The sequence below is a fragment of the Demequina sp. genome (genome assembly GCF_047975725.1).
Classification (GTDB): domain Bacteria; phylum Actinomycetota; class Actinomycetes; order Actinomycetales; family Demequinaceae; genus Demequina.
On the sequence record NZ_JBKEED010000007.1, the window covers coordinates 85,307 to 106,450 of the forward strand.

General features: G+C 67.8%; 14 protein-coding genes and 1 pseudogene. 5 read left to right on the plus strand and 10 right to left on the minus strand.

The window, feature by feature from the left end:
* Positions 1–3,969 carry an SdrD B-like domain-containing protein gene (locus ACK5NO_RS01735; protein WP_416810943.1) on the minus strand — a complete coding sequence of 1,323 codons (3,969 nt, stop codon included), beginning with the start codon at positions 3,967–3,969 and terminating at the stop codon, positions 1–3.
* Between the two features lie 362 nt (positions 3,970–4,331).
* Here ACK5NO_RS01735 and ACK5NO_RS01740 point away from each other — a divergent pair, with 362 nt between their 5' ends.
* Positions 4,332–6,785, plus strand: coding sequence for a response regulator transcription factor (locus tag ACK5NO_RS01740; protein ID WP_416810944.1), 2,454 nt, complete (start codon positions 4,332–4,334; stop codon positions 6,783–6,785).
* Here the strand turns inward: ACK5NO_RS01740 and ACK5NO_RS01745 are convergent.
* Positions 6,782–8,476, minus strand: coding sequence for an N-acyl-D-amino-acid deacylase family protein (locus tag ACK5NO_RS01745; RefSeq protein WP_416810945.1), 1,695 nt, complete (start codon positions 8,474–8,476; stop codon positions 6,782–6,784). The genes ACK5NO_RS01740 and ACK5NO_RS01745 overlap by 4 nt on opposite strands.
* Complete coding sequence (locus ACK5NO_RS01750) at positions 8,467–9,714, minus strand: alanine racemase (protein ID WP_416810946.1); 1,248 nt, start codon at positions 9,712–9,714, stop codon at positions 8,467–8,469. Before ACK5NO_RS01750 ends, ACK5NO_RS01745 begins: the two co-directional genes overlap by 10 nt.
* 41 nt (positions 9,715–9,755) lie before the next feature.
* Between ACK5NO_RS01750 and ACK5NO_RS01755 the strand changes: the two genes are divergently transcribed.
* The gene (locus ACK5NO_RS01755; RefSeq protein ID WP_416810947.1) at positions 9,756–10,160 is read left to right on the plus strand and encodes a RidA family protein; all 405 of its coding nucleotides are present in this window, start codon (positions 9,756–9,758) and stop codon (positions 10,158–10,160) included.
* Positions 10,161–10,165: 5 nt separating this feature from the next.
* On the opposite strand, the gene ACK5NO_RS01760 is transcribed toward ACK5NO_RS01755, so the two are convergent.
* Together ACK5NO_RS01760 and ACK5NO_RS01765 are read right to left on the minus strand one after the other, a co-directional pair.
* The gene (locus tag ACK5NO_RS01760) at positions 10,166–10,492 is read right to left on the minus strand and encodes a YrdB family protein (protein ID WP_416810948.1); all 327 of its coding nucleotides are present in this window, start codon (positions 10,490–10,492) and stop codon (positions 10,166–10,168) included.
* 66 nt (positions 10,493–10,558) lie between these two features.
* A pseudogene (locus ACK5NO_RS01765) lies at positions 10,559–10,672 on the minus strand (branched chain amino acid aminotransferase); the annotation flags it as partial.
* Between the two features lie 230 nt (positions 10,673–10,902).
* On the opposite strand from ACK5NO_RS01765, the gene ACK5NO_RS01770 reads away from it, so the two are divergent.
* Positions 10,903–11,214, plus strand: coding sequence for a hypothetical protein (locus tag ACK5NO_RS01770; protein WP_416810949.1), 312 nt, complete (start codon positions 10,903–10,905; stop codon positions 11,212–11,214).
* A gap of 378 nt (positions 11,215–11,592) precedes the next feature.
* Here ACK5NO_RS01770 and ACK5NO_RS01775 read toward each other — a convergent pair whose 3' ends face one another.
* The gene (locus ACK5NO_RS01775) at positions 11,593–12,405 is read right to left on the minus strand and encodes a hypothetical protein (protein ID WP_416810950.1); all 813 of its coding nucleotides are present in this window, start codon (positions 12,403–12,405) and stop codon (positions 11,593–11,595) included.
* A gap of 359 nt (positions 12,406–12,764) precedes the next feature.
* Between ACK5NO_RS01775 and ACK5NO_RS01780 the strand changes: the two genes are divergently transcribed.
* Both ACK5NO_RS01780 and ACK5NO_RS01785 read left to right on the plus strand, forming a co-directional pair.
* Positions 12,765–14,327, plus strand: coding sequence for a DUF5979 domain-containing protein (locus tag ACK5NO_RS01780; protein ID WP_416810951.1), 1,563 nt, complete (start codon positions 12,765–12,767; stop codon positions 14,325–14,327).
* Between the two features lie 316 nt (positions 14,328–14,643).
* Positions 14,644–17,019, plus strand: a complete 2,376-nt coding sequence (locus ACK5NO_RS01785; RefSeq protein WP_416810952.1) for a helix-turn-helix transcriptional regulator — start codon at positions 14,644–14,646, stop codon at positions 17,017–17,019.
* 201 nt (positions 17,020–17,220) lie between these two features.
* On the opposite strand, the gene ACK5NO_RS01790 is transcribed toward ACK5NO_RS01785, so the two are convergent.
* The 4 genes from ACK5NO_RS01790 to ilvN form a co-directional block, all read right to left on the minus strand.
* Positions 17,221–18,339: a branched-chain amino acid aminotransferase gene (locus ACK5NO_RS01790; protein WP_416810953.1), complete on the minus strand. Its 1,119-nt coding sequence runs from the start codon at positions 18,337–18,339 to the stop codon at positions 17,221–17,223.
* Between the two features lie 111 nt (positions 18,340–18,450).
* Complete coding sequence (locus tag ACK5NO_RS01795) at positions 18,451–19,500, minus strand: 3-isopropylmalate dehydrogenase (RefSeq protein WP_416810954.1); 1,050 nt, start codon at positions 19,498–19,500, stop codon at positions 18,451–18,453.
* An 11-nt stretch (positions 19,501–19,511) separates the two neighbouring features.
* Positions 19,512–20,540 (minus strand): ketol-acid reductoisomerase, encoded by a 1,029-nt coding sequence (gene ilvC / locus ACK5NO_RS01800; protein WP_416810955.1) that lies wholly within the window; start codon positions 20,538–20,540, stop codon positions 19,512–19,514.
* A gap of 83 nt (positions 20,541–20,623) precedes the next feature.
* Complete coding sequence (ilvN, locus tag ACK5NO_RS01805; RefSeq protein ID WP_416810956.1) at positions 20,624–21,142, minus strand: acetolactate synthase small subunit; 519 nt, start codon at positions 21,140–21,142, stop codon at positions 20,624–20,626.
* Positions 21,143–21,144: the final 2 nt, after the last annotated feature.

Genomic DNA, 21,144 nt, shown 5'->3' on the forward strand with positions numbered 1-21,144 from the left:
TTAGCCCTCCGCGCGGCGGCGTAGGGCGACCAACCCTGCACCGGCCGCGAACAGCAGCGCCGCGAGGGCCACCCAGCCGGCCACGTCTGCACCGGTCGAGGACAACGTCTCCTCGTCGGGCACGGAGGGAACGGCGCCCTCATCGACGACCTCGTCTGTGGCCCCCTCCTCGGGCTCCGTCACCGGCTCCTTCTCGGGCTCCTTCTCGGGCTCCGGCACAGCGACCTTGATGAAGCCAAAGTCGAGTGTCGGGTCCACCTCACCGTCGAGCGTGAGCCCTTGCGAGGACGCGACCCACAGCGACGAGTCGCCACTGCGGTCGCCTTCCTCGGTGCGTGTGGGCACCAGAGCTTCGAGGGCCGTGGCCGACGACTCCCGGTCGATGCTCACCGCATAGGACTGTCCCTCGTCGAGGATGGGCAGGTTGCCAAACCAATAGCGACCCTGGTCGTCCGTCGTGGTGGGCCTGACCTCGCGGCCATCGATGTCGACGACAGGCTGGCCGTCGGGCCCGACGATGGTGAGCACCACTCCGGCAATCCCCGGCTCGCCCTCTTCCTGACGCCCGTTGGCGTCGGTGTCGAGCCACACCAGGTCACCGACGGCGACGCTGCCCGGACGCAGGACGACACCTGCGTCCCACGTGGGGTCCACACCCATCAGGGCGCGCACCTCGCGGTAGGCGTATTCGTCCGCCGCCACCAGGGGCGACGTCGAGGCGTCGAGCGTGATGACCTCGGTGGTGCCCGTGGCGCGATCGGCGTCGGAGTCGATCCCGTCGTCGTCACCCACCTGGGCCGTGGTCAGCGTGTACACGAGCGCCTGCTGCTCCGTGAGGGTGAAACGCACCTGGTACGCGCCCGCTTCGAGCAGGTCGAACAGGTAGCGACCGTCCTCACCGGTCGTGGTCGAGGCGACCACGCTCCCGGTCTGGGCGTCGATCAGCTCGACGCCGACACCCGCAAGGACCTCTTCGCCGTCGGACTGCAGGCCGTCCTGGTTGGCGTCGACCCACACCAGGTCACCGATCGCCATCAGCGGCAGCGGGTCGTTGTACAGCGTCACCGGAGCGGAGGTGCCGTCCTCGCCAACAGTCACCACGAGGGGAGCCGTCGCGAGCGCATAGCCCGCGGGGGCCACCGTCTCGGTCACGGTGTACTGGCCGGCAGGGACCGCATCGGGTGAGCCAGCATCGGCCGGCACCACCAGCCCGGCATCGCCGTCCTCACCTGCGACCATCAGCTGGCCGTCGACCACGTAGGCGCTGTCCGTGAGGACCTCACCGTCCGGGCCGGTCACGGTGAAACGCGCGTCACGGTCGGTGATGACCACATCAGGGCGCTCCGAGTCCGCCTTGAGCACCATGAGCGGATAGCCGTGCGACGGCGTGATGGTGGCCTTGGCGGATCCCACGGAGTTGACGATGCCCAGATCCTCGGTGAACTCGTCCACCCTGACCTTGAAGTGGACCTCAATGGGCGCCCCGGCAGCGAGCGTGGTTCCCGCCCGCTGTGCGATGGCGACGGTGCGATCGGCCTCGATCCACGTGGCCTCGACATTGCCTCCCATGGCGATCGTCGAGTCACCGACGATCGCTCCGGAATCGAGCTGATTGCCGTCGACAAAGCCCAGGAAGGTGACGCCCTGCGGGAGGACGTCCGCGAGCGGGATGATCCGCACGCCGGAGTAGGCGCCGTGAGGGATCAGCTTAACGCGGTAGATGAACTCGTCGTTGACCAAGGCACCGGACTCGTCCAGTTCCGCACGCACGTTTGAGGTCCACGAGCCCTCGCCCGCGTACACCTGCTTGGCCACTTCGAGTTCGTCGCCATAGGTGGTCGCGGAGCCACTGGACTGCGAGACCCAGACGTAGGCCCGGTCATCCTCACCCTCGACGCGAGCCGAGTTGGACACGTCAATGCTCTGCTTGCCCTGCAGCGGGAAGGTGGGCAGTTCCAGGGTCAGCGACAGGCGTCCCGTGAGCGGCGCCTGCGGTGAGGCGCCCCACTCGAGATTCGCGCCAAAGGTGGCCGACGGCTCGATGACGAGGTCCCCGTCCACCACGCTGAGGTCGAAGTCGGCACCCGTGAGTCCGGGCGCCCAGCCGTAGGTACCGGTGATGGTCTGCGCGATCGCATCGAGGTCGCTGATGTCGAACACGGCAGTGTCCACATCGTCCACGATCCACGAGCGCGCAAGGTCCGGCACCGCACCCTCAGCGAGCGTGAAGGTCCACGGCACAGATGCCACCTCGCCAGGGTTGAGGGTCACCGCTGTCGGGGGCGTGGACTTGGTGAACTCGCTGGGGTCGTCGATGACCGATCCCGGCGCCTTGGGCTGCAACAGCGTCACGTCCGCGCTGAAGGAGCGGTCCGCACCCGAGTGGTAGTCGAACGTTGCCGTGTTGCGCACGCGGTAGCGGGTCTGGACCTGAGGCTGGCCAGAAGGGTCGTGAGTGGCGGTCATGCCCTCCAGCGTGGTGACGAGCGCCGAGACCTTGATCACGTACGAGGCCGTCACGTCGCGCCCGACGTTGATGACCAGTTGGTCGCGGCCGTCCGCCGTCTCGGTGACGACGTACTGGCCTACGCACAGGTCGGAGCCAGGGTCGCCGGCCGCGAGGCACTGCGCGGTCGCCGGCACCAACGTGCCACCGGTGACCGTGAGGAAGTCCTCGTCGAGCAGCGAGAGCTGGGCCGGCAGCGTGTCGGTGATGACGATGTTCTGCGCGAGCTCATGCTTGGTGCCCGTGAAGGCGGCAAACTCGCTGAGCTTGGCGCGCAACGCGTACGTCACGGGGGTGGGCAGCACGGGCTGGGCCTGGTCGTCCAGCGCCAAGGGAATCGTGCTCAGGCTGTCGACCCACTTGCCAAAGGCCGCGCCGATGCCCGGCTTGGCGATGGTGCCACCGATGGTGACCGAGGCACCGTCGGTGAAGTCACCCACCGATGCCGTGTTCGCCAGCGTCAGCGAGTAGTTGTTGGCGTTGTCGTTGCCTGCGTCGGCAGCGTCAGCGGCGGCCTGCAGCGCTGCCTCGAGGTCCGCGACCTTGTCCGCGCGCACGTGGGCGACGTACGTGATCGACAGGTAGGAGTACGCAGGCAGGTCAAGCCCCGCGACCGTAAAGGTCTGACCATCAATCTGGACCGCGGGCAGGTCATACGCCGCGACGGTCTTGTTGAAGCCGTACTGATCCCAACGCGTCAGGGTGGCCGCGAACGACCCCGCATCGTAGGCGAGGTACTCCGACAGCTCATCATGGATCGTGACGCCGCTGACGGCCTGCGCCGTGCCCACCATCAGGGTGTACGGCACCGCGACCGAGGCCACCGATGGCGCCACAGTGACCTGACCGGTCAGGACATCGCGGCTGACCTTGCCACTCAGGTTGGCACTTCCCACGCGCTTGTCGAGCCCTGCGACGATCTCGCCGCGCAGTTCGTCACCGGGGTCGCGCACAATGACAGTGAACGAGTGGTCCGCGCCGGGCAACGTCCACGTAAACGTCTCGAACCCGGTGCCCTCAGTGGGCTCATCGAACTCGAAGGTGAACGCGATCACACCCTGGTCGATCGTGAGGTCGAGCGGGTCTTTGAAGGTCAGCACCACGTTGCCATCGCCGTCGAGCGCGAGCGACTCGACCACCGTGTTGGTGCTCGGAACACTCAGTGCCGCGGCGGGCACGGTGATGCCCTCGGGAACGGTGATCGTCACCTGTTGGCCAGGCGTGAGCCTGGGCACGGAATACTGCAACTTGGCTTGGTAGGAGGTGCCAGGGTCGACGAGCGTCTCGCCTTCATACGTGGCGCCACCGTGCTCAATACTGAGCACGACCGCGGCATCGTCGCTCGGTGCGGCGCTCGCCGTTCCTTGAACCCCCGCGCCGACGAGCACCGCCGCCAACGTCGCAGCCATGACCGCTCGCACGCGCGTGCGCAGTCGTGACCGGTTTCCCATCGTTCTCGCCATGGTGAGCCTCCCTCAGCTGAAGACCGCGCTGACGGCGGGCAGGCGAGGGCAAGCGGCGCGGCCGATGCCGCGCCGACGTAGCACGTGTGCGCCTCGGGTAGCGAGCGCTACGCCGCTCGGTACCCGCCCTCAACTGCCACCGCCTTTGCGGTGCCGGGAAGCGGCGTCCACCCCGCCGGCACCATCAGTGGACCCTGGCTCGGCATCCTGCACGCCCGTTCTGTACAGAAATCACCCCCCGAATCACCCCTGCCCGGCCGATGCGCGGAGCACCCCTCGATCAGGGGTAACGTCACAGGCATGCAGGCGCGACACCCGCGCCCGTGGCGCGGCGCGCTGGGGTCAGTCGTGAAGGGGGAACCATGGATGCGGTGGCGGCCACAGTCGCGGCGCCGTGGGAGGACCTGACGCGCAGCAGCGCCCACGTGCGCCACGCCGACCTCGCCCCGCTGACGTTGGTGTGCGCGCTCCCCGGCTGGGGAGGCTCGACATGGATGCGTCAGCTTGGCGACTACCTGGAGCTCACCGACGGCTGCACGGTCCGCTGGCTGCGGTCGCGCCCCCTCGTGGACAAGGCGCTGAAGTCGACCGAAACCCACCACGCCGACGTGATCGTGATCGACGACCTCACCATGACCGCAGCCGACCCGCTGTGGCCTGCGATCCTCGGGATGGCCGCGACTGACGGTGCTCCCGCGCTCGTGGTGCGCTGCCTTGACCTTCCCCTGTCACTTGAGCGCGAAGCGGCCGTCGTCATCACGGAGGCCGACCTCGCGCTCTCACTCGAGGACATTGAGCAACTGAGCACCCTCAACCAGGCAGCCATTCCCCCGGGGCTGCATATGACTCTCGCCTCGCGCTACCGAGGCAACCCCAGCATCGTCCGCCAGCGGCTCGAACGCTCCACTCCGGGCGCTCCGATGCGCTTGGCGCACAGCGACGCCAGGCTCGACGTGGATCTCGCGGCCGACCTCGCCGCCCGGCTCACACACATTGCTCCCGCGATGCAGGTCGCCAGCCCTATGCTCAACGTTCTGCGCCAGGCCTGCGGGAGCAGGCGAGTGAGCCTCGGAGTGCTGCATGCGGACGGGTTCGACGACGCGACCCTGCGCGAGCAGTTCACCCGCCTCACCACGCAGCCATTTGGCACATTGGATCTTGACGTCGAGACGGGTGAGACCGTGCTCGACTGGAGCGACGAGGTGTGGGCGCTGTTGGGCCGCATCATCGACCCCACCACTCGCCGCGAACTGCGCGAGCGCACACTCGCGGCAAGCCGCGCCACGGGCCACATCACCATGCAGCTCATGACGCTGCTGGCGCTAAGCCGCTACGGCGAGGCCGACCGCCTGGTCTTCGATCACTTCCGCTTTCTGTCCGAGCAGACGCCGGCACTGCTCGCGCGAGCCGTGACCAGCATCCCGCTCGACGCCATCCGCGCATGCCCGAGCCTGTGCCTGCTCGCAGGGCACGTGCGGCTCACGACGCCAGAGGCGGTGCCGTCGACCTACTCGCCCTACTTCGATAGGGCCATCGCGGGCTACGCGCGTCGCGAGGCCGCTGACGCCGTGGACACGCTCCGGATCGCCTTGCGGCGTGCCTACGCGTCCGTGTCCAACGGCGATCGTGCCGGGGCGCGGCGCAGCCTGGCGCTGGTCACGGACATCCTCGCGAGCGACGCGGACGACAGCGTGCTCGCCCTCGCTGCGACCCGGCCGGACATCGCACGCACGCTCACCGCCGAGGCCTACCTGGGGATGTGGGCCGCGACCCAGCTCGACGACCACGACTTCTCACGGGAGATGGCTACGGTCATGATCGACCACCACGACCCACTGTCCAAGACTGCGGCCGCTGACCTTCACTACGCACTCATGGGACGTGTCTTTGCCGGAGTGATCACCGACACCCCTCACGACACCGTGGGCGCCGCGATCACCGATGCACTCGTCGCCCTCGACAACGGGGACGAGTCCACCGCGCTCGGCATCATCGATTACGTGGGAGCGCTGACCGGCTACGCACCCTCGGCTTCTGCGGCCGAGGGATTCATCCTCGCCGTGCGAGCGCTGGTCGCTCCCCACACGCTCGACGCCCATGTGCCGGCGACCTCACTCGCGACCAGCCAGGGCTTCTGGACGGACGGGCGGCCCAGCAGTTTCATCGTCGCCGCGACCTCGCTCGCGATGCTCGTGCGCGGAGAGGCCCGCGGAGCGCTCGCACTCGTCGATGATCATGGGCGCCGCGCAGGCCACGACTGGTTCACCGCCATCGCGCAGGCGCTGGCGCTGCTCGCACTCGATGAGCCGGTTCAGGCGGCGGAGCGGCTGCGGGCAGCCGAGGCGGGGGCGACGTCGCCGCGCCCCCGCGCTGTCAACCTCGTGATCGCGGCGATGGCGCAGTCACGGCTCGGCCACGACGGCGCGGCACGCGAACTGCTCGCTACTGCTCTGTCCATGACAGGTACGCGTATGACCCGCTTTGCGCTCAGGTGCGTTCCAGCCGCCGACATCGAGCAGTGGAGGGCAGGGCCGCTCGACGACCCACTCCGCGCGACGCTTGACCTCTCGGCAGGCGACACCCACGCCATTCCTCGCCACGCGTCGATCGTGCTCACGGCTATCGAACGCGAACTCGTGGAGTACATCCGCGATGGCCTGACGTATCCCCAGATCGCCCAGCGCCGCTTTGTCTCGATCAACACTGTGCGCACCCAGGCGCGGGGGCTGCTGCGCAAACTCGGCGCCGCCGATCGGGTCGAGGCCGTCGCTGTCGCCGCCGAACTGGGACTGATCGGCACCCGCACGCGCCCCTAGTGGCGCGTGCCTACATCACCCGCAAGCGCATCGGCCCTGCGCAGGGGCGTGCCGGGCGTGGCTCCTGTGACGCGGCCGTCGATGACCACCGGGGTGCCCGCCACGGCCACCTCGGTCACGCCTACGGGTGGCGTGCGGGGGCCCTCGAGGCCGGCCCGGTCGGCGATCGTGGCAGGATCGAACAGCACGAGATCCGCGCAGGCGCCCTCTCGCAACACACCCCTGGGCCGCTCGGCGCGGTCGAGCCCGAGCCGACGCGCGGGGGCACCCGACAGGTGGCGGATGGCTTCTTCGAGGCTCAGCACGGCCTCCTCGCGCACGTAATGGCCCAGGTAGCGAGCGAAGGTGCCAAAGCCACGCGGGTGCGGGCTGCCTCCGATGAGGATGCCGTCGCTGCCGCCCGTGTGCTGAGGGTGGCGCATGATCGCGCGCACGTTGTCCTCGTGGCCCACGTGCATGAGCACTGAGGTGGCGAGGGAGTCGGCGATCAGGAGGTCGATGACGACGTCGACCGCGCGCTCGCCACGCGACTGGGCAATCTGGGCGATGGTGCGTCCCACGAAGGGCGCACAGTCCTCGTTCGCCACCCCGGCGACCTGGATGGCGTCCCAGTCGGCGACCTCACCGTGGAAGCCGTCGCAGCCCACCTCCTCAAGTTCGACCCGCAGGGCCTCCCGCTGCGCGGGCCCCATGCGCGCGAGCACCTCGCGCAGGTCACCATCGGCCGCGAGCGCACTCGGCAGCAACGCGGACAGCGTGGTGGCTCCCGGCAGGTATGGGTAGGTGTCAAGGGTGATGTCCACGCCGTCCGCGAGGGCATCGTCGACGAGTTCCAGCAGTTGCCCTGCGCGGCCCCGGTTGGGCGCGAAGTTCATGGTCGCGTGGGTGAGGTGGAGCGCACAGCCGGCCTCACGAGCGATCGCGATGGCCTCCGCATACGCGGCGAGCGCTCCCCCTCCATAGCTGCGCGTGTGGGGCGCCCAGTAGCCGCCGTGGCGCGCGACCACGCGACACAGCCGGGTCAGTTCGTCCGTGCTGGCGAACATGCCCGGCGCATAGGTCAGCCCACTGGACATGCCGAAGGCGCCCTCCGTGAGCGCCTGGTCAAGGATGCCCTCCATGGCTCGCTGCTGCGCGTCCGAGGCGGACCGGTTCTGCGTTCCCACCGTCAGCAGGCGCAGGTTGCCTTGTGGCACCAGGACCGCAGCATTCGCCGCGAGGGAGCCCGTCATCCGGTCGAGGTACTCGTCGACGGTGCGCCAGGTGAAGTGCTCCGGCGCGATCGCGCCGTTCCAGCCTGCGATCTGCTGGGCGACGTGGGGCGCGACGCGGTCGTCGACCGGCGCGTAGCCGATTCCGTCCTGGCCGAGCACCTCCGTGGTCACGCCCTGGAGGATCTTCGCCGAGTGATCCGCGCCGCGCAGGACTGCGAGGTCGCTATGGGCGTGCATGTCGATGAACCCCGGGGCCAGCACAAGGCCGTGGGCGTCCACGACGCGCACCTCCCCGCCGCCTGCATCCCCGCCACCCGCATCCCCACCGGTGGGGTCCCCGCCGGCGAGCCTCACACCCCCGCGGTTGATACCCGTGACGACGCCTTGGCGGACCTTGACGTCAGCCTGATACCCGGGAGCACCGGTTCCGTCGACGACGGTGGCCCCGACGTACAGCGTGCGCCCGCCTAGAAGCATGTCGCCACCGCGCCGATCACCAGCGGGTCATCAGCATCGGGGTCGTCGATCGCCGGCACCACCCGCCACTTGTCGAATGCGGTACACGGGTGCGAAAGCCCCAGCCGCACGACCTCACCCATGGCGAGCGCATCGGCGCTACCGGGCTCCCAGCGCACGAAGGCGTGCTGATCGTTGAGGGCCGTCACCGCGCAACCGGCGATCTCCCCCGCGCGTCCCATGACGCGCTGCGGCAGCGGCAGGTCGATGTCGAACGGGACGTCGCGGCGGCCAGCATCGAGCAGCGCGAGCCCCGGCTCCGGCGCCGACACCACGCGCGACCAGGCATGCATCGCAGAGCGCAGCGGCGCGGTCCCAATGTCACGCCCAAAGGGAGACATGCGCTGGTAGAAACCGTCATCGTGGATTTGGAAGGCTCCCGAGCGCAGCAGGACCGTGGCCTGCGAAGCAAGAGTGCCCAGCACCGCCGCGACGCGGTCTGGCCACGCGCTGCCGCCTGCGGTCACGATCCCGGGAAGTTCGTACAGCGGCGCCAACTCGTCGTGCAGCCGGGCCACCGTCTCCAGGTAGGCGTCGACGCGTGCGACCTGCTCTGCGCTGCGGTCTGCCCCGAATGGACCCTCATAGGCCGCCACGCCCGCAAGCCGCAACGACGGTGCGGCGACGATGGCCTGCGCTGTCTCGCGCGCCTGCTCGAGGGTACGCGCCCCGGTCCGGCCACCCTTAGCGCCGAGCTCGACCAGCACCGCCAGCGGCCGCGAACCGGGACTCGCGACCTGGTCAAGCACCTCGACCGCTGCGAGCGAGTCCGCCCACACCACGAGCTCAACGTCCGTACGCCGGTCCAGTTCTTGACGCAGCCAGCGCGCCGCGCCGGGGTCGGCGACGGAGTTCGCCAGCATCACCCTGGGAACGCCAGCGTCGAGGGCGACCTGCACCTGCCACGGCGTGGCAAGCGTGATGCCCCACGCGCCCTGGTCGAGCAGACCCTGCCACAGCGCGGGCGACATGGTGGTCTTGCCGTGCGGCGCGAGCTCCACGCCCTGAGCGCGAGCCCACTCAAACGCCGTGCGTTCGTTGTGAGCCACCGATGCCGGATGCACCGTCAGCACAGGCGTCGAGAACTCCGACAACCGCGCCCCTGCCTGTGCCACCTGCGACACGCGAAGGCCCCACAGCCGCGCCGGGAACGCCTTGGCCCAGGGACCCAGGACCGGGTCGGGAACGGTAAGGGTCATGCGTTTCGTCCTCTCTGACAGGTAAGGCTAGGGTGAGCGCCATGGCAAAGACGCGCGTCTTCACTGACCTCGCCCCCGCACCCGCGCACACATTCTCGCAGGGAGTGCGCAAGGGTCCGTTCGTCCAGGTATCAGGGCAAGGACCCGTCGATCCTGTCACGAACGAGTACCTGTTCCCCGGCGACGTCGCCGCGCAGACCACACGCACCCTGGAGAACGTCAAGGCAATCGTCGAGGCGTCGGGCGCGACCTTCGACGACGTAGTCATGCTGCGCGTGTACCTCACCACTCGCGACGACTTCGCGACCATGAACGAGGCGTACGGAGAGTTCGTCACCCAGCACACCCCTAGCGGAGTGCTGCCGTCCCGCACGACGGTGTTCACGGGCCTGCCCCGCGAGGAGATGCTCGTCGAAATCGACGGCATTGCCATCGTCGAGGACTGACCCTCCTAGTTCTGGTCCCGCTCGTACAGCGCCGTTCCGGCGACGGCGAGCAACGCCTGCCCCATCGCGAGCACGGGTTCACTGACCGCCCAGAACGCCGCTGCGCCGCCAAGCAGGAGCGCGAGACGTAGCAACACCCGCGCCGCGTGCGGCGGTGGACGCGTTGCCTTGGGCGACAGGAACACGCCCCACGCCACCATCACGGCCACCGGCAAGCCGACGCCCATGACCCACGAGAGCGGGCTCGCGAAGACCACCAGGCCCCACCAGGCGAACGCGACCAGCATGCCGAGCTCGGCGACAAAGACCAGCGCCCCTCCGGCCATCCTCATGACCACAGCGTGCCAGAGCGTCGCGTACGCGGCGCGACGAGCGCATCGGCCCTCCTGGCCCTGCCCTTAGCCGATGCGGCGCATCCAGCCGTGCACATCCTCGGCACGGCCGTACTGGATGTCCGTGAGGCGCTTGCGAATGCGCATGGTGACCTCACCGGGCTCACCGTCGCCCACCGTGACGTGCTCGAGCCGGTTCCACCGCCAGTTTCACTCACGCGACTCACCCCCGCAGGCGTCTTCGCGGGACCTTGTGCCCCGCGATCACGACACCATGTCGCTTGAGGTGGAGTGATGAGTTCCCACCGACCCCTCGCCCTGCGATCTCCCATGCGCCACCACAGCCAAGGTCACTCGCGCAGGAAGGGTGCGTTGTGATTACCCTGTGCGCCCGGTGGGACAGCGATTTCGTGGAGGTGCTCACCAGCGCTCCTCTCGTCGACACCGTCCTTGACCCGGACTACCTTCTCGACGTCACCATGAACATTGCTGGAGAAGTCGGCTGGGAGCGAGTGCTCGTCGCCGTCGAGCATGTTGGCGATGCCGAGGACCCAGCCATATGGGCGTTGCGGCGCACCGGGGGCGGGCGAACGAGCCGCACCGAGTTGCGAAGGCTGGCGCAAGACGTCGCGCGCCTCGCCGGAGTGCCTGTCAAATACGACTGGCAGGCAAGAAGCCCTCTCCACCACGAAGCAGGTCGCATCGACCCACCAACCGCGTAGGTTTCACGGCTAGCGGCCCGAGCCGCCTGGCCACGCTGCAGGCCGGTCAGGACCAAGTTGGTCGACCAAGGTGCATGACCGGGTCGACGGAACCGGGCCACGACCGGTGGTGATGGCCGCGCCCGGCCTGGCCACGGACTCGCCGAGGAAGTTCTCGCCACTGCGCCAGTGGCGCATCGCCCGACCACTCGACCGGCCCGGCTCCAGACCGCGCTCGGTACGCGCCGACAAGGCCTACGCCTCACGAGCGATTCCTAGCGATCTACGCGGTCGCGGGATCACCGCCGTCGTCCCCGAGCCCGCCGACCAATTCGGCAACCGTCAACGCCGTCGTCCTCCATGCCAACATCGCCTGCGCCCAACGATCCCAGCCACGACCTAGTGGAGCTGTCGACGACGCACGAGTGCTGCGCCGAGCGCGATGGTCGCAAGCGCGAGACCAGCGCCCACCAACGCGAGCCCAGGCCCAGTTTCGGCAAGTTCGTCTGACTCCGCCCCATCAGGCGAGTCGGGCGTGGTGGATTCGGAGGGCGACGGAGTGGGGGAAGGAACGGCGGTCGGCGACGGCTCGACAGTCGCAGTGGGGCTTGGGGTGGGAGTCGGGGCGGGCGCACACTCCAACGCCTCGATCAAATAAGCGAGCCGCAGCGTCGGCTCCGTAAGCCACGCCCAACCATTGCCCGATTCCAACTCTGCATCGCCAGCGAGCTGTGTAAAGATCAGGAACTCATCCTCGATGTGGATCGTGCCACCTCGCACCGCGAGCGGTGCGCTGTTCTCGAGGATCGTCGCGACTTGCTCGCACGTGGGCACGTCAGGCACGAGAGCCGGAGGCACTTCGCCACACTCCAATGCCTCGATCAAATAAGCGAGCCGCAGCGTCGGCTCCGTAAGCCACGCCCAACCATTGCCCGACTCCAACTCACCGATGCCTACCGCAGGAGTAAAGATGAGGAAGTCGTCCTCGACGTGGATGGCGCCGCCCGTCACCTCAAGCGAGTCTGCCCCCGTCGAAAGCTGAGCCACCTGGGCGCAGGTGGGCGTATCGGGTGTGAACGCCTCGACCACCATCGACGCACGCTGGGTCGCAACCGAGCCTGTTGCCCCAAACGCTGCGGGCGAGGCCCCGACAGCGAGTGCCACTAGCACCGCCACCATGAGCCCGCGCGCCATCCGCTGTGTTCGCACCATGTTCTCCCCTGCCACCCTTATCGCTACGCCTCACACGCCCACCCGAGCAATGGATGATTTTTGCCACGCTAACACAAGATAAACGGCGACGTGGGGTGGGAGTAGGGGTGAATCACCAGGGTGAAGATCGCAATTTCGGCCGACCCCGCTCGCCCTGCCCTCTCGCCTGCTCCTGGCAAATACCAGGAGAGACACTCCCGCTTGCGGTAGCGCGCGAACCGCGCCAACGCGCGGCAGCAACGCACCTATTGCTATCGTGCCAAATGGGACTTGACAGCACGTCCCCCAAGGAAAAAGGGCAAGACCACGGGAGATGGCTCATGACGCAACACCTACGAAGGCACCCACTACGTGCAACAGTGGCGGCACTCACAGTCGCACTTTTCGCCGTGGTGGCGGGCGCGATGGCGGCGGTTGCTGCACCAGTCGCGACCCTCAGTGGCATCACGATTGATGATGCGGACGGTTCCATTTCCGTTGGCGACCGCACCACGGTCTCCATGGACTGGTGGGTCGACGAGCCCGAGCCCGGCTTTGAGTTCACCGTAGGGCTTCCCGGCGAGTTCCGCCGCGGCGTCACCTCATTTGAGGTCCTCGACGGCAGTGGAACCGCACTGGCCACCTGCACGCTGACCGAGGGGAGTGGCGGCGTCGCGACGTGCACCCTGACCGACGCTGTCGAGGGCCTCGAGGGAGTCGGCAACCGCGACGGCACCGGCGCTACCGTGGAGTCACAGCGGCTCTGGTTCACCGTCATCGCGTCACAGGAGACCACCGAGTCGACGTCAACTTTTGTCGCTAACGGAACCGAAGTCGAGGTCCCGATCCCTGGTGGAAACATCGGCCCGTACGAGCCCGAAGGCCTGCCTACGGAGTACTCCAAGTCGAGTTACATCGCGACGGACGGCACCGTTCGCTGGAACGTTTCCCTGCCTGGAATCAAACTTGTCGGGCTGGACTCCATCACCGTCACGGACGACTTGATCGACGCGAGCGGTGGCGTCTATGAGAGCCACGAGGCCGTAGCGGACCAGGTGCGATTCCGGTACCGCACCGCCACTGGCGCATGGACCACGATCGCCACCTATCAAGAGGTCTGGGACGAGGATCTCCGTGGGTTCACGCTGACGATCGACGCGCCCGCAGGCGGCTTTCTCGCGGACCGCGAGTATCTGCTGGATTACGCAACCCAGGGGACACCAGCGAGCGTGGAAGGCGACCGTTACCGCAATGTCGTGACCGTGGCGGGCACGACATTGTCGTCAACAATCCGATACACGGCCCAGGGCGGCGGCGGCGGAAGCGCGGCTGATTATGGCCGCTTTTCCGCGTCCAAGGTGGTCACCGGCCCTGCCGCGGATCTGGTGCCCGCAGGCACGACGTTCACGGTCCGCTACACGTACGGGAGCCCTCAGGTAGCGGGTACCCTTTCCGTGCTGGCGGACGGCACCGTGGCGTATAGCGACCGCGTTCCCGCCGGCACGGAGATCACCTTGTCCGAGGTTGAGTTCCCCGACGTCGCTGGCGTTGAGTGGGGCGAGCCCGAGTTCCTCGTCGATGGAAGCGAAGTCTCCACGGTGACTGTCGACGGAGGCACTACCACGGCAATTGTGGTCCGCAACACGGCGAACGCCACGCCACAGCCTGAGCCGTCGGTGACCCCTGAGCCGTCGGTGACCCCTGAGCCGTCGGTGACCCCTGAGCCGTCGGTGACCCCTGAGCCGTCGGTGACCCCTGAGCCGTCGGTGACCCCTGAGCCGTCGGCGACCCCTGAGCCGTCGGTGACCCCCGTCCCCGACGGCGGACTCAGCCAGACCGGCCCCGGCAACGGGACATGGGGCGTCGGCGCAGCCGCCGTCCTTCTCATCGCGTCCGGGGCCCTCGTGACCGTGCTCGTGCGGCGTCGGGACCACGCGGCCTGACCCGCCCCCATCCCCAGCGAGCAAGACGACGTGTAGCACCGATGACGCTTCTGCGGCCATCGGTGCTACACGGGTGGGGACTGCAGTTAGGAGCGTGCGAGGTCGCGCTTGAGTCACCTGTCGCCAATACTGTCTTATGGGCAAAGGAGAGAGTCTCGTGACGGCGGACAACCCTTGGCACAGGGTCGAACGCAACGGGCTACCTGCACACCCCAACGAGATGCCCAGGTTGACCGTTGCGGCGTGCCTTCCGGGCTGGGGCGTAACAACGTGGCTCAGGACGCTCGCGTCCCGGGCCCAGGATGACGGTGTCGACGTGACATGGCTGCGGACCAGCGACGATGTCCTCGCGTTCATCGGAGCGGCCCAAGTGGAGAGCGGGCGCATCCCGACGCTCGCGATCGTCGATCGCCACCTATTTCGATTCGACTCGGAGGAGTGGTCAGCACTGCGGCAGACCGTGCACGACGTGCCGGGCCTCACCCTCGTCGTACGCTCATTTGACTCCCCTGGCGCCGCAGCCGATCCGGGTAGCCTCGTCCTCACCGAGCGAGACTTTGCGCTGAGCCAGGCAGAGATCGCGGAACTCGCGGAACTCAACGCCGCCTCTGCCCCACCAGGTCTTATCGAAACGCTCGCCGTGCGATACCGCGGCAACCCCAGCATCGTGCGCCAGCGCCTCGACCATCAGCGCCGCGGCACGTCCGTTGGGACTTGGACCAGCGGCGATGCAGCACTCGAAGCCGTCCTCGCGGCTCGGCTCTGGCCACAACTCGAGTCTGCTATACCCGAGCACCGGGATTCGAGCACCATGCTCGCAACGCTCGAACGCGCCATCGCACTTCGCTATTTCGATCCGCTGCTTCTGGAGACGGATCCCGCACATGCGAGCGACACAAGGGAACATTTCGCGCGCATCACGGCGCTCCCCTTCGGGGCTACCGACGCCGACGTGAGTACCAGCGAGACCAACTATGTCTGGAGTGAGCCCGTCTGGGCATTCGTTCGTCGGATGAGCGAGCCAGCCACGTGTGAAGCGCGCGCGCGACTCGCGGTCGACGCAGCACGCAAGGCACACAACGTCTTTCTCGAGTTGTACGCCCTCGTCGACCTCGGCGAGCTCGCCGCTGCAGATCAGCTGGCATACGTGAACTTTCGCGCCTTCGCTGACCACGCTCCCGCCGTGGTGGAGCGCGCGGTTAACGAGGCGGTCACGGCCACGAGCGAGTCCGTGCCCTCGCTCACGCTCCTGGGCGCTATCTATGCAGATCGACACGGGGTTCTCCGTGCGATTTCTGTGGAGCGAGCGACGCGCGCACTGACGGGTCTCGCTGGGATCCGTCCTGCCGACGACGTGGACGCGCTGCGTGTGGCCGTGCGCCAGGCCGTTGCGCATGTCGTACGTGGTGACCGTCAGTCGGCAGTCCAATGCCTAGTCCTGGTCGAGGGACTTTTCACCAGCACAAGCCCGACGGGCGTCCTCGCGCGAGCGGCACGTGATCCGCTGATCGCAGCATGTTTGCCCGGCGAGGCGCTCCTCGCCATGCGATCTGCCACCCAGGTCGACAACCACACGCTGCCGCTGATGTTCTCTGACATCATGCTGCGATTCGCCAATCCATCGTCGCCCACGGCGGGAGCGGACAATCAGTTTGCCGCGACGCCACGGGTGTTCGCTGGGCGCGTGGACGAGGTGAGCGACATCGTCCCGGGCGCGAGCCCGACCGATCCGTTGCTGGCACTCGAAGTCGGCGATGACGTGGCTGCTCTCGACATGTTGCGCTACGCAAACGCCAACAGTTCGCAGCCCCTGACGCACTCTGCGCTTGACGGCTTCTCCATCGCGTTGCGCTCGCTACTCGAGCCCGAGTCTGTGACGTCGATCATGCGCGACGAGGTTCTTGCGATGAGCGCCCAGTACTGGATCGACGGCGTACCAAGCACTGTCGTCATCGCCGGCGTAGCCGTAGCCACCACCGTTGCCGGTTCTCCTCGTGAAGCCCTGGCGCTATGCAGGCGATACGACGTACAGGACTGGTTCACCTGGGCTGCAGAGGGCATCGCGCTCCTGTCGCTCGAGCGGCCCGACGAAGCTGTGCCAGTGATCTCCGCGGTGGAGCGCACCAGCGAGAACACCCGCGCGGCGGCCATTGCGGGGGTCCTAGCGGCATCAGCCCAATGGAGCCTGGGTCACACAGACGCCACGATTCAGCTGCTCGAGCGGGTGCTCCGCGAGTCAGGGGCACGGGTCCTGCGCATGGCGCTGCGTTTCGCGATCGACGACCATGTCACTCACTGGACGCAGCTCGATACGAGCCCGGCTCTGAGTGCAGCGCTCGCGACCGCGGAGCCAGACCGGCGCACACTGCGGTGCTGGCCAGCCCCCACGTTGACGACCATCGAGCTCGAACTGCTTGCCTTCATGCGTCAGGGCCTGACATACCGCGCCATCGCCGAGTACAGGTTCGTCTCGATCAATACAGTGCGGAGCCAAGTCAAGACGCTGTTGACGAAGTTGGACGTGTCCAGTCGCGCCGAAGCAGTCGCGACCGCAGAGGAACTCGGGCTGTTCGCACAGGATCGACGCCACTCGGCGCCCACCAACAACCGCCCCTACGCCCAGCATCCGTCGGACCCGTCGGACCCATCACCTCGATATCCCTCCGCATCGACGGACCGCACCGTGCGTTGAACCGCCGACCGGGTGGTGCGACGGGTTGCGCGCCGGTCGCACTCAACGTGGGGCCACCACCCGGCCCCACCAGGCCAACGCGACCAGCATGCCGAGCTCGGCGACAAAGACCAGCGCCCCTCCGGCCATCCTCATGACCACAGCGTGCCAGAGCGCCGCGTACGCGGCGCGACGAGCGCATCGGCCCTCCTGGCCCTGCCCCTAGCCGATGCGGCGCATCCAGCCGTGCACATCCTCGGCACGGCCGTACTGGATGTCCGTGAGGCGCTTGCGAATGCGCATGGTGACCTCACCGGGCTCACCGTCGCCCACCGTGACGTCGAACGTGGGTGACGCGAGCCTCCCCACGGGCGTGATCACGGCGGCGGTACCGCACGCGAACACTTCTGCGATGTCACCGGACTCGATGCCGTCGCGCACCTCATCAAGGGTGATGTCCTTTTCGATCACCTTGAGGCCGTCGTCGTCGAGCAACTGGTTCACGGAGTAGCGCGTGATGCCCTCGAGGATGGTGCCCGTCAGGCGCGGCGTCTCGATGGTGCCGTCGGAGCGCACCACGTAGAGGTTCATGCCGCCGAGTTCCTCCAGGTAGCGGCTCTCGCGCGCGTCGAGGAACAGCACCTGCTGGCAACCGTTCTCGTAGGCCTGCTGCTGAGGAAGGAGCGAGGCCGCGTAGTTGCCGCCGCACTTGGCGTCGCCAGTGCCGCCGGGGCCAGCACGGTGGTAGCCCTGAGCCACCCAAATACTCACAGGCTTGATGCCGCCCGGGAAGTACGCGCCCACGGGCGAAGCGATCAGCAGGTAGTCGATGACGTGCGCGGGGCGCACCCCGAGGAACGCCTCGGACGCAAACATGAAGGGGCGCAGGTAGAGGCTGGATTCCTCGACGTCGGGCACCCAAGCACGGTCGACAGCAACCAGCGCCTCGATCGAGCCGATGAAGTCCTCGACGGGGATCTGCGGCAGCGCCAGACGGTGCGCGGACTTGTTGAAGCGCTCGGCGTTGGCCTCGGGGCGGAACAGCTGGATGGAGCCGTCGGCCCACCGGTACGCCTTGAGTCCCTCGAAGATCTCCTGCGCATAGTGGAGAACGGCCGCAGCGGGGTCGAGCTGGAGCGGGCCGTAGGCCTCGACCCGATGGTCGGACCAACCCTCACCCTGGCGCCACTGCGCGCGGGCCATGTGATCAGAGAACTGGGTACCGAACTTGAGGTCGGCAAGGGCGGCGGCACGCGCATCGTCGCTCAGGGCGTTCACGTTGGGACGAACCTCGAACGCCGCAGCGTTCGTGGTGGGCGCTGATGCCGTGGTCTCCGTCATTCCTGTTCCTTCTGATTGGGCCCCGTGTGGGGCCTCCAGTGAGGTGCTGAATGCCCACCATCGACCGATTCGGGCACTCAGCACCTCGCGGGGTATGTGAGTGTGAGGAGCCTAGCCGCGAATGCGAGCAGCCAGCGCGTCGCCCACCTCGGAGGTGGAGCGCCGGCCCCAGCCCTCGGCGGACTTCGCTGCGGCGTCAGCCGCGACGGCGTCCTCGACCCGTGCTGCCAACTCCGGGTAGCCCAGGAAGTCCAGCATCAGGCCCACCGAGAGCACGGTCGCGGACGGGTCCGCGATGCCCTGCCCCGCGATGTCGGGCGCCGAGCCGTGAACGGGCTCGAACATCGACGGCGCGGTGCGGTCGGGGTTGACGTTGCCGGAGGCCGCGAGACCGATGCCGCCGCTGATGGCCGCGGCCTGGTCCGTGAGGATGTCTCCGAACAGGTTGTCGGTCACGATCACGTCAAAACGGCCGGGGTTGGTCGTCATGACGATGGTCGCGGCGTCGATGTGCAGGTAATCCCACGTGACGTCGGGGAACTCGGGCGCGACGGCCTCGACCGTGCGGCGCCACAGGTGGCCCGCGTGCACCAGCACGTTGTGCTTGTGCACGAGCGTGAGTTGCTTGCGCTCGCGCTTGGCCGCCACCGAGAACGCGTAGCGCACCACGCGCTCCACTCCGTGACGGGTGTTGATAGACACCTCAGTCGCGATCTCGTGGGGGGTGTCGACGCGCAGCGCGCCGCCGTTGCCCACGTAAGGACCCTCAGTGCCCTCGCGCACGACGACAAAGTCCACGGACTCGACGTCGCGCAGCGGCGACACCTCCCCCGGGTACAGGCGCGACGGACGCAGGTTGACGTACTGGTCGAGCGCAAAGCGCAGCGGCAGCAGCACGCCGCGCTCGAGCACGCCGGAGGGCACGCTCGGGTCACCGATGGCGCCCAGCAAGATCACGTCGTGGCCCTTGATGGCGTCGAGGTCGCCGTCGGTGAGCGTGTCACCGGTGGCGTGCCAACGCTGCGCACCCAGGTCGAACTCGGTGGTCTCGAACGAGATGTCCGTGCCCTCGGTCGCTGCGGACAGGCACTTGAGCCCCTCCGCAACAACCTCGGGTCCAATGCCGTCGCCTGCGACGACGGCCAATTTGTAGGTGGTCATCGAGTCAGCCGTCAGCGAGCGGTCTGGCCGTCGACGTAGTCGGCGTCCACGTCGTCCTTCCAGGCGAACAGCTGACGCAGCTCGCGGCCGGTGGCCTCGATGGGGTGGCCCTCGCCCTTGGCGCGCAGCTCGGCGAACTCCTCGCCGCCGCCGTCCTGGTCGTCGATGAAGCGCTTGGCGAACACGCCGGTCTGGATGTCGGTGAGGACGGCCTTCATGTTCTCCTTGACCTCCGGGGTGATCACGCGCGGGCCGGAGACGTAGTCGCCGTACTCGGCCGTGTCGGACACGGACCAGCGCTGCTTGGTGATGCCGCCCTCCCACATGAGGTCGACGATGAGCTTGAGCTCGTGGAGGACCTCGAAGTAGGCGATCTCGGGCTGGTAGCCGGCCTCGGTGAGGGTCTCAAACCCGTACTGCACCAGCTGCGACACGCCACCGCACAGAACGGCCTGCTCGCCGAACAGGTCGGTCTCGGTCTCCTCGGTGAAGGTGGTCTTGATGACGCCAGCGCGGGTGCCGCCAATGCCCTTGGCGTACGACTTGGCGATCTCCCAGGCCTGGCCCGAGGCGTCCTTCTCGACGGCGATGATGTCCGGGATGCCACGTCCCGCGACGTACTCACGGCGCACGGTGTGGCCGGGAGCCTTGGGGGCGATGAGGATCACGTCGACACCCTCGGGCGCCTCGATGTAGCCAAAGCGGATGTTGAAGCCGTGCGCGAACGCGAGCACCTTGCCCTCGGTCAGGTGGGGCGCGATGTCGTTCGCGTAGATGCCGCGCTGGTGCTGGTCGGGCGCGAGGATCATGATGACGTCGGCCCACTGGGCGGCGTCGGCGACCGACTGCACGGTGAAGCCGTCGTCCTCGGCCTTGGCCACGGAGCGCGAGCCCTCACGCAGTGCGACGCGCACCTCGACGCCGGAGTCGCGAAGGTTCTGCGCGTGGGCGTGGCCCTGCGAGCCGTAGCCCACGATCGCGACCTTCTTGCCCTGGATGATCGACAGGTCGGCGTCCTGGTCGTAGTACATCTCTGCCATGATTCCTTGATTCTCCTTAGGGATAAACGTGTGCTGCTGCGGTGATGACGGGATAGGGCCGATGCGCTGGCTGGGCTGGCGCGTCAGGCACTGACGCGCTCGAAGGCGCGCTCGGTGATGGAGCGGGCGCCGCGGCCGATGGCCACGGTGCCCGACTGGACGATCTCGCGGATGTCGTGCGGCTGGAGCGCGGCGAGTAGCGCCTCAAGCTTGTCGGGAGCCCCGACGGCCTCGATGACGAGGGAGTCAGTGGCGACGTCGACCACGTGGGCGCGGAACAGGTCCACGATCTGGAGGATGTCCGCACGTTGGCGAGCGTCGGCGCGGACCTTCACGAGGATCAGGTCGCGCTGGACAGACTTGTCGCGTTCGAGCTCGACAATCTTGAGCACGTGCACCAGCTTGTTGAGCTGCTTGGTGACCTGCTCGAGAGGGAGCGCGTCCACGTCGACCACCACAGTGATGCGGGAGATCTCCGGGTGCTCGGTTTGGCCCACGGCCAGCGAGTGGATGTTGAAGGCGCGGCGGCTGAACAGGCCAGCGACGCGCGCGAGCACGCCGGGCTTGTTCTCGACAAGCACCGAGAGGGTGTGCGTGGTCATGG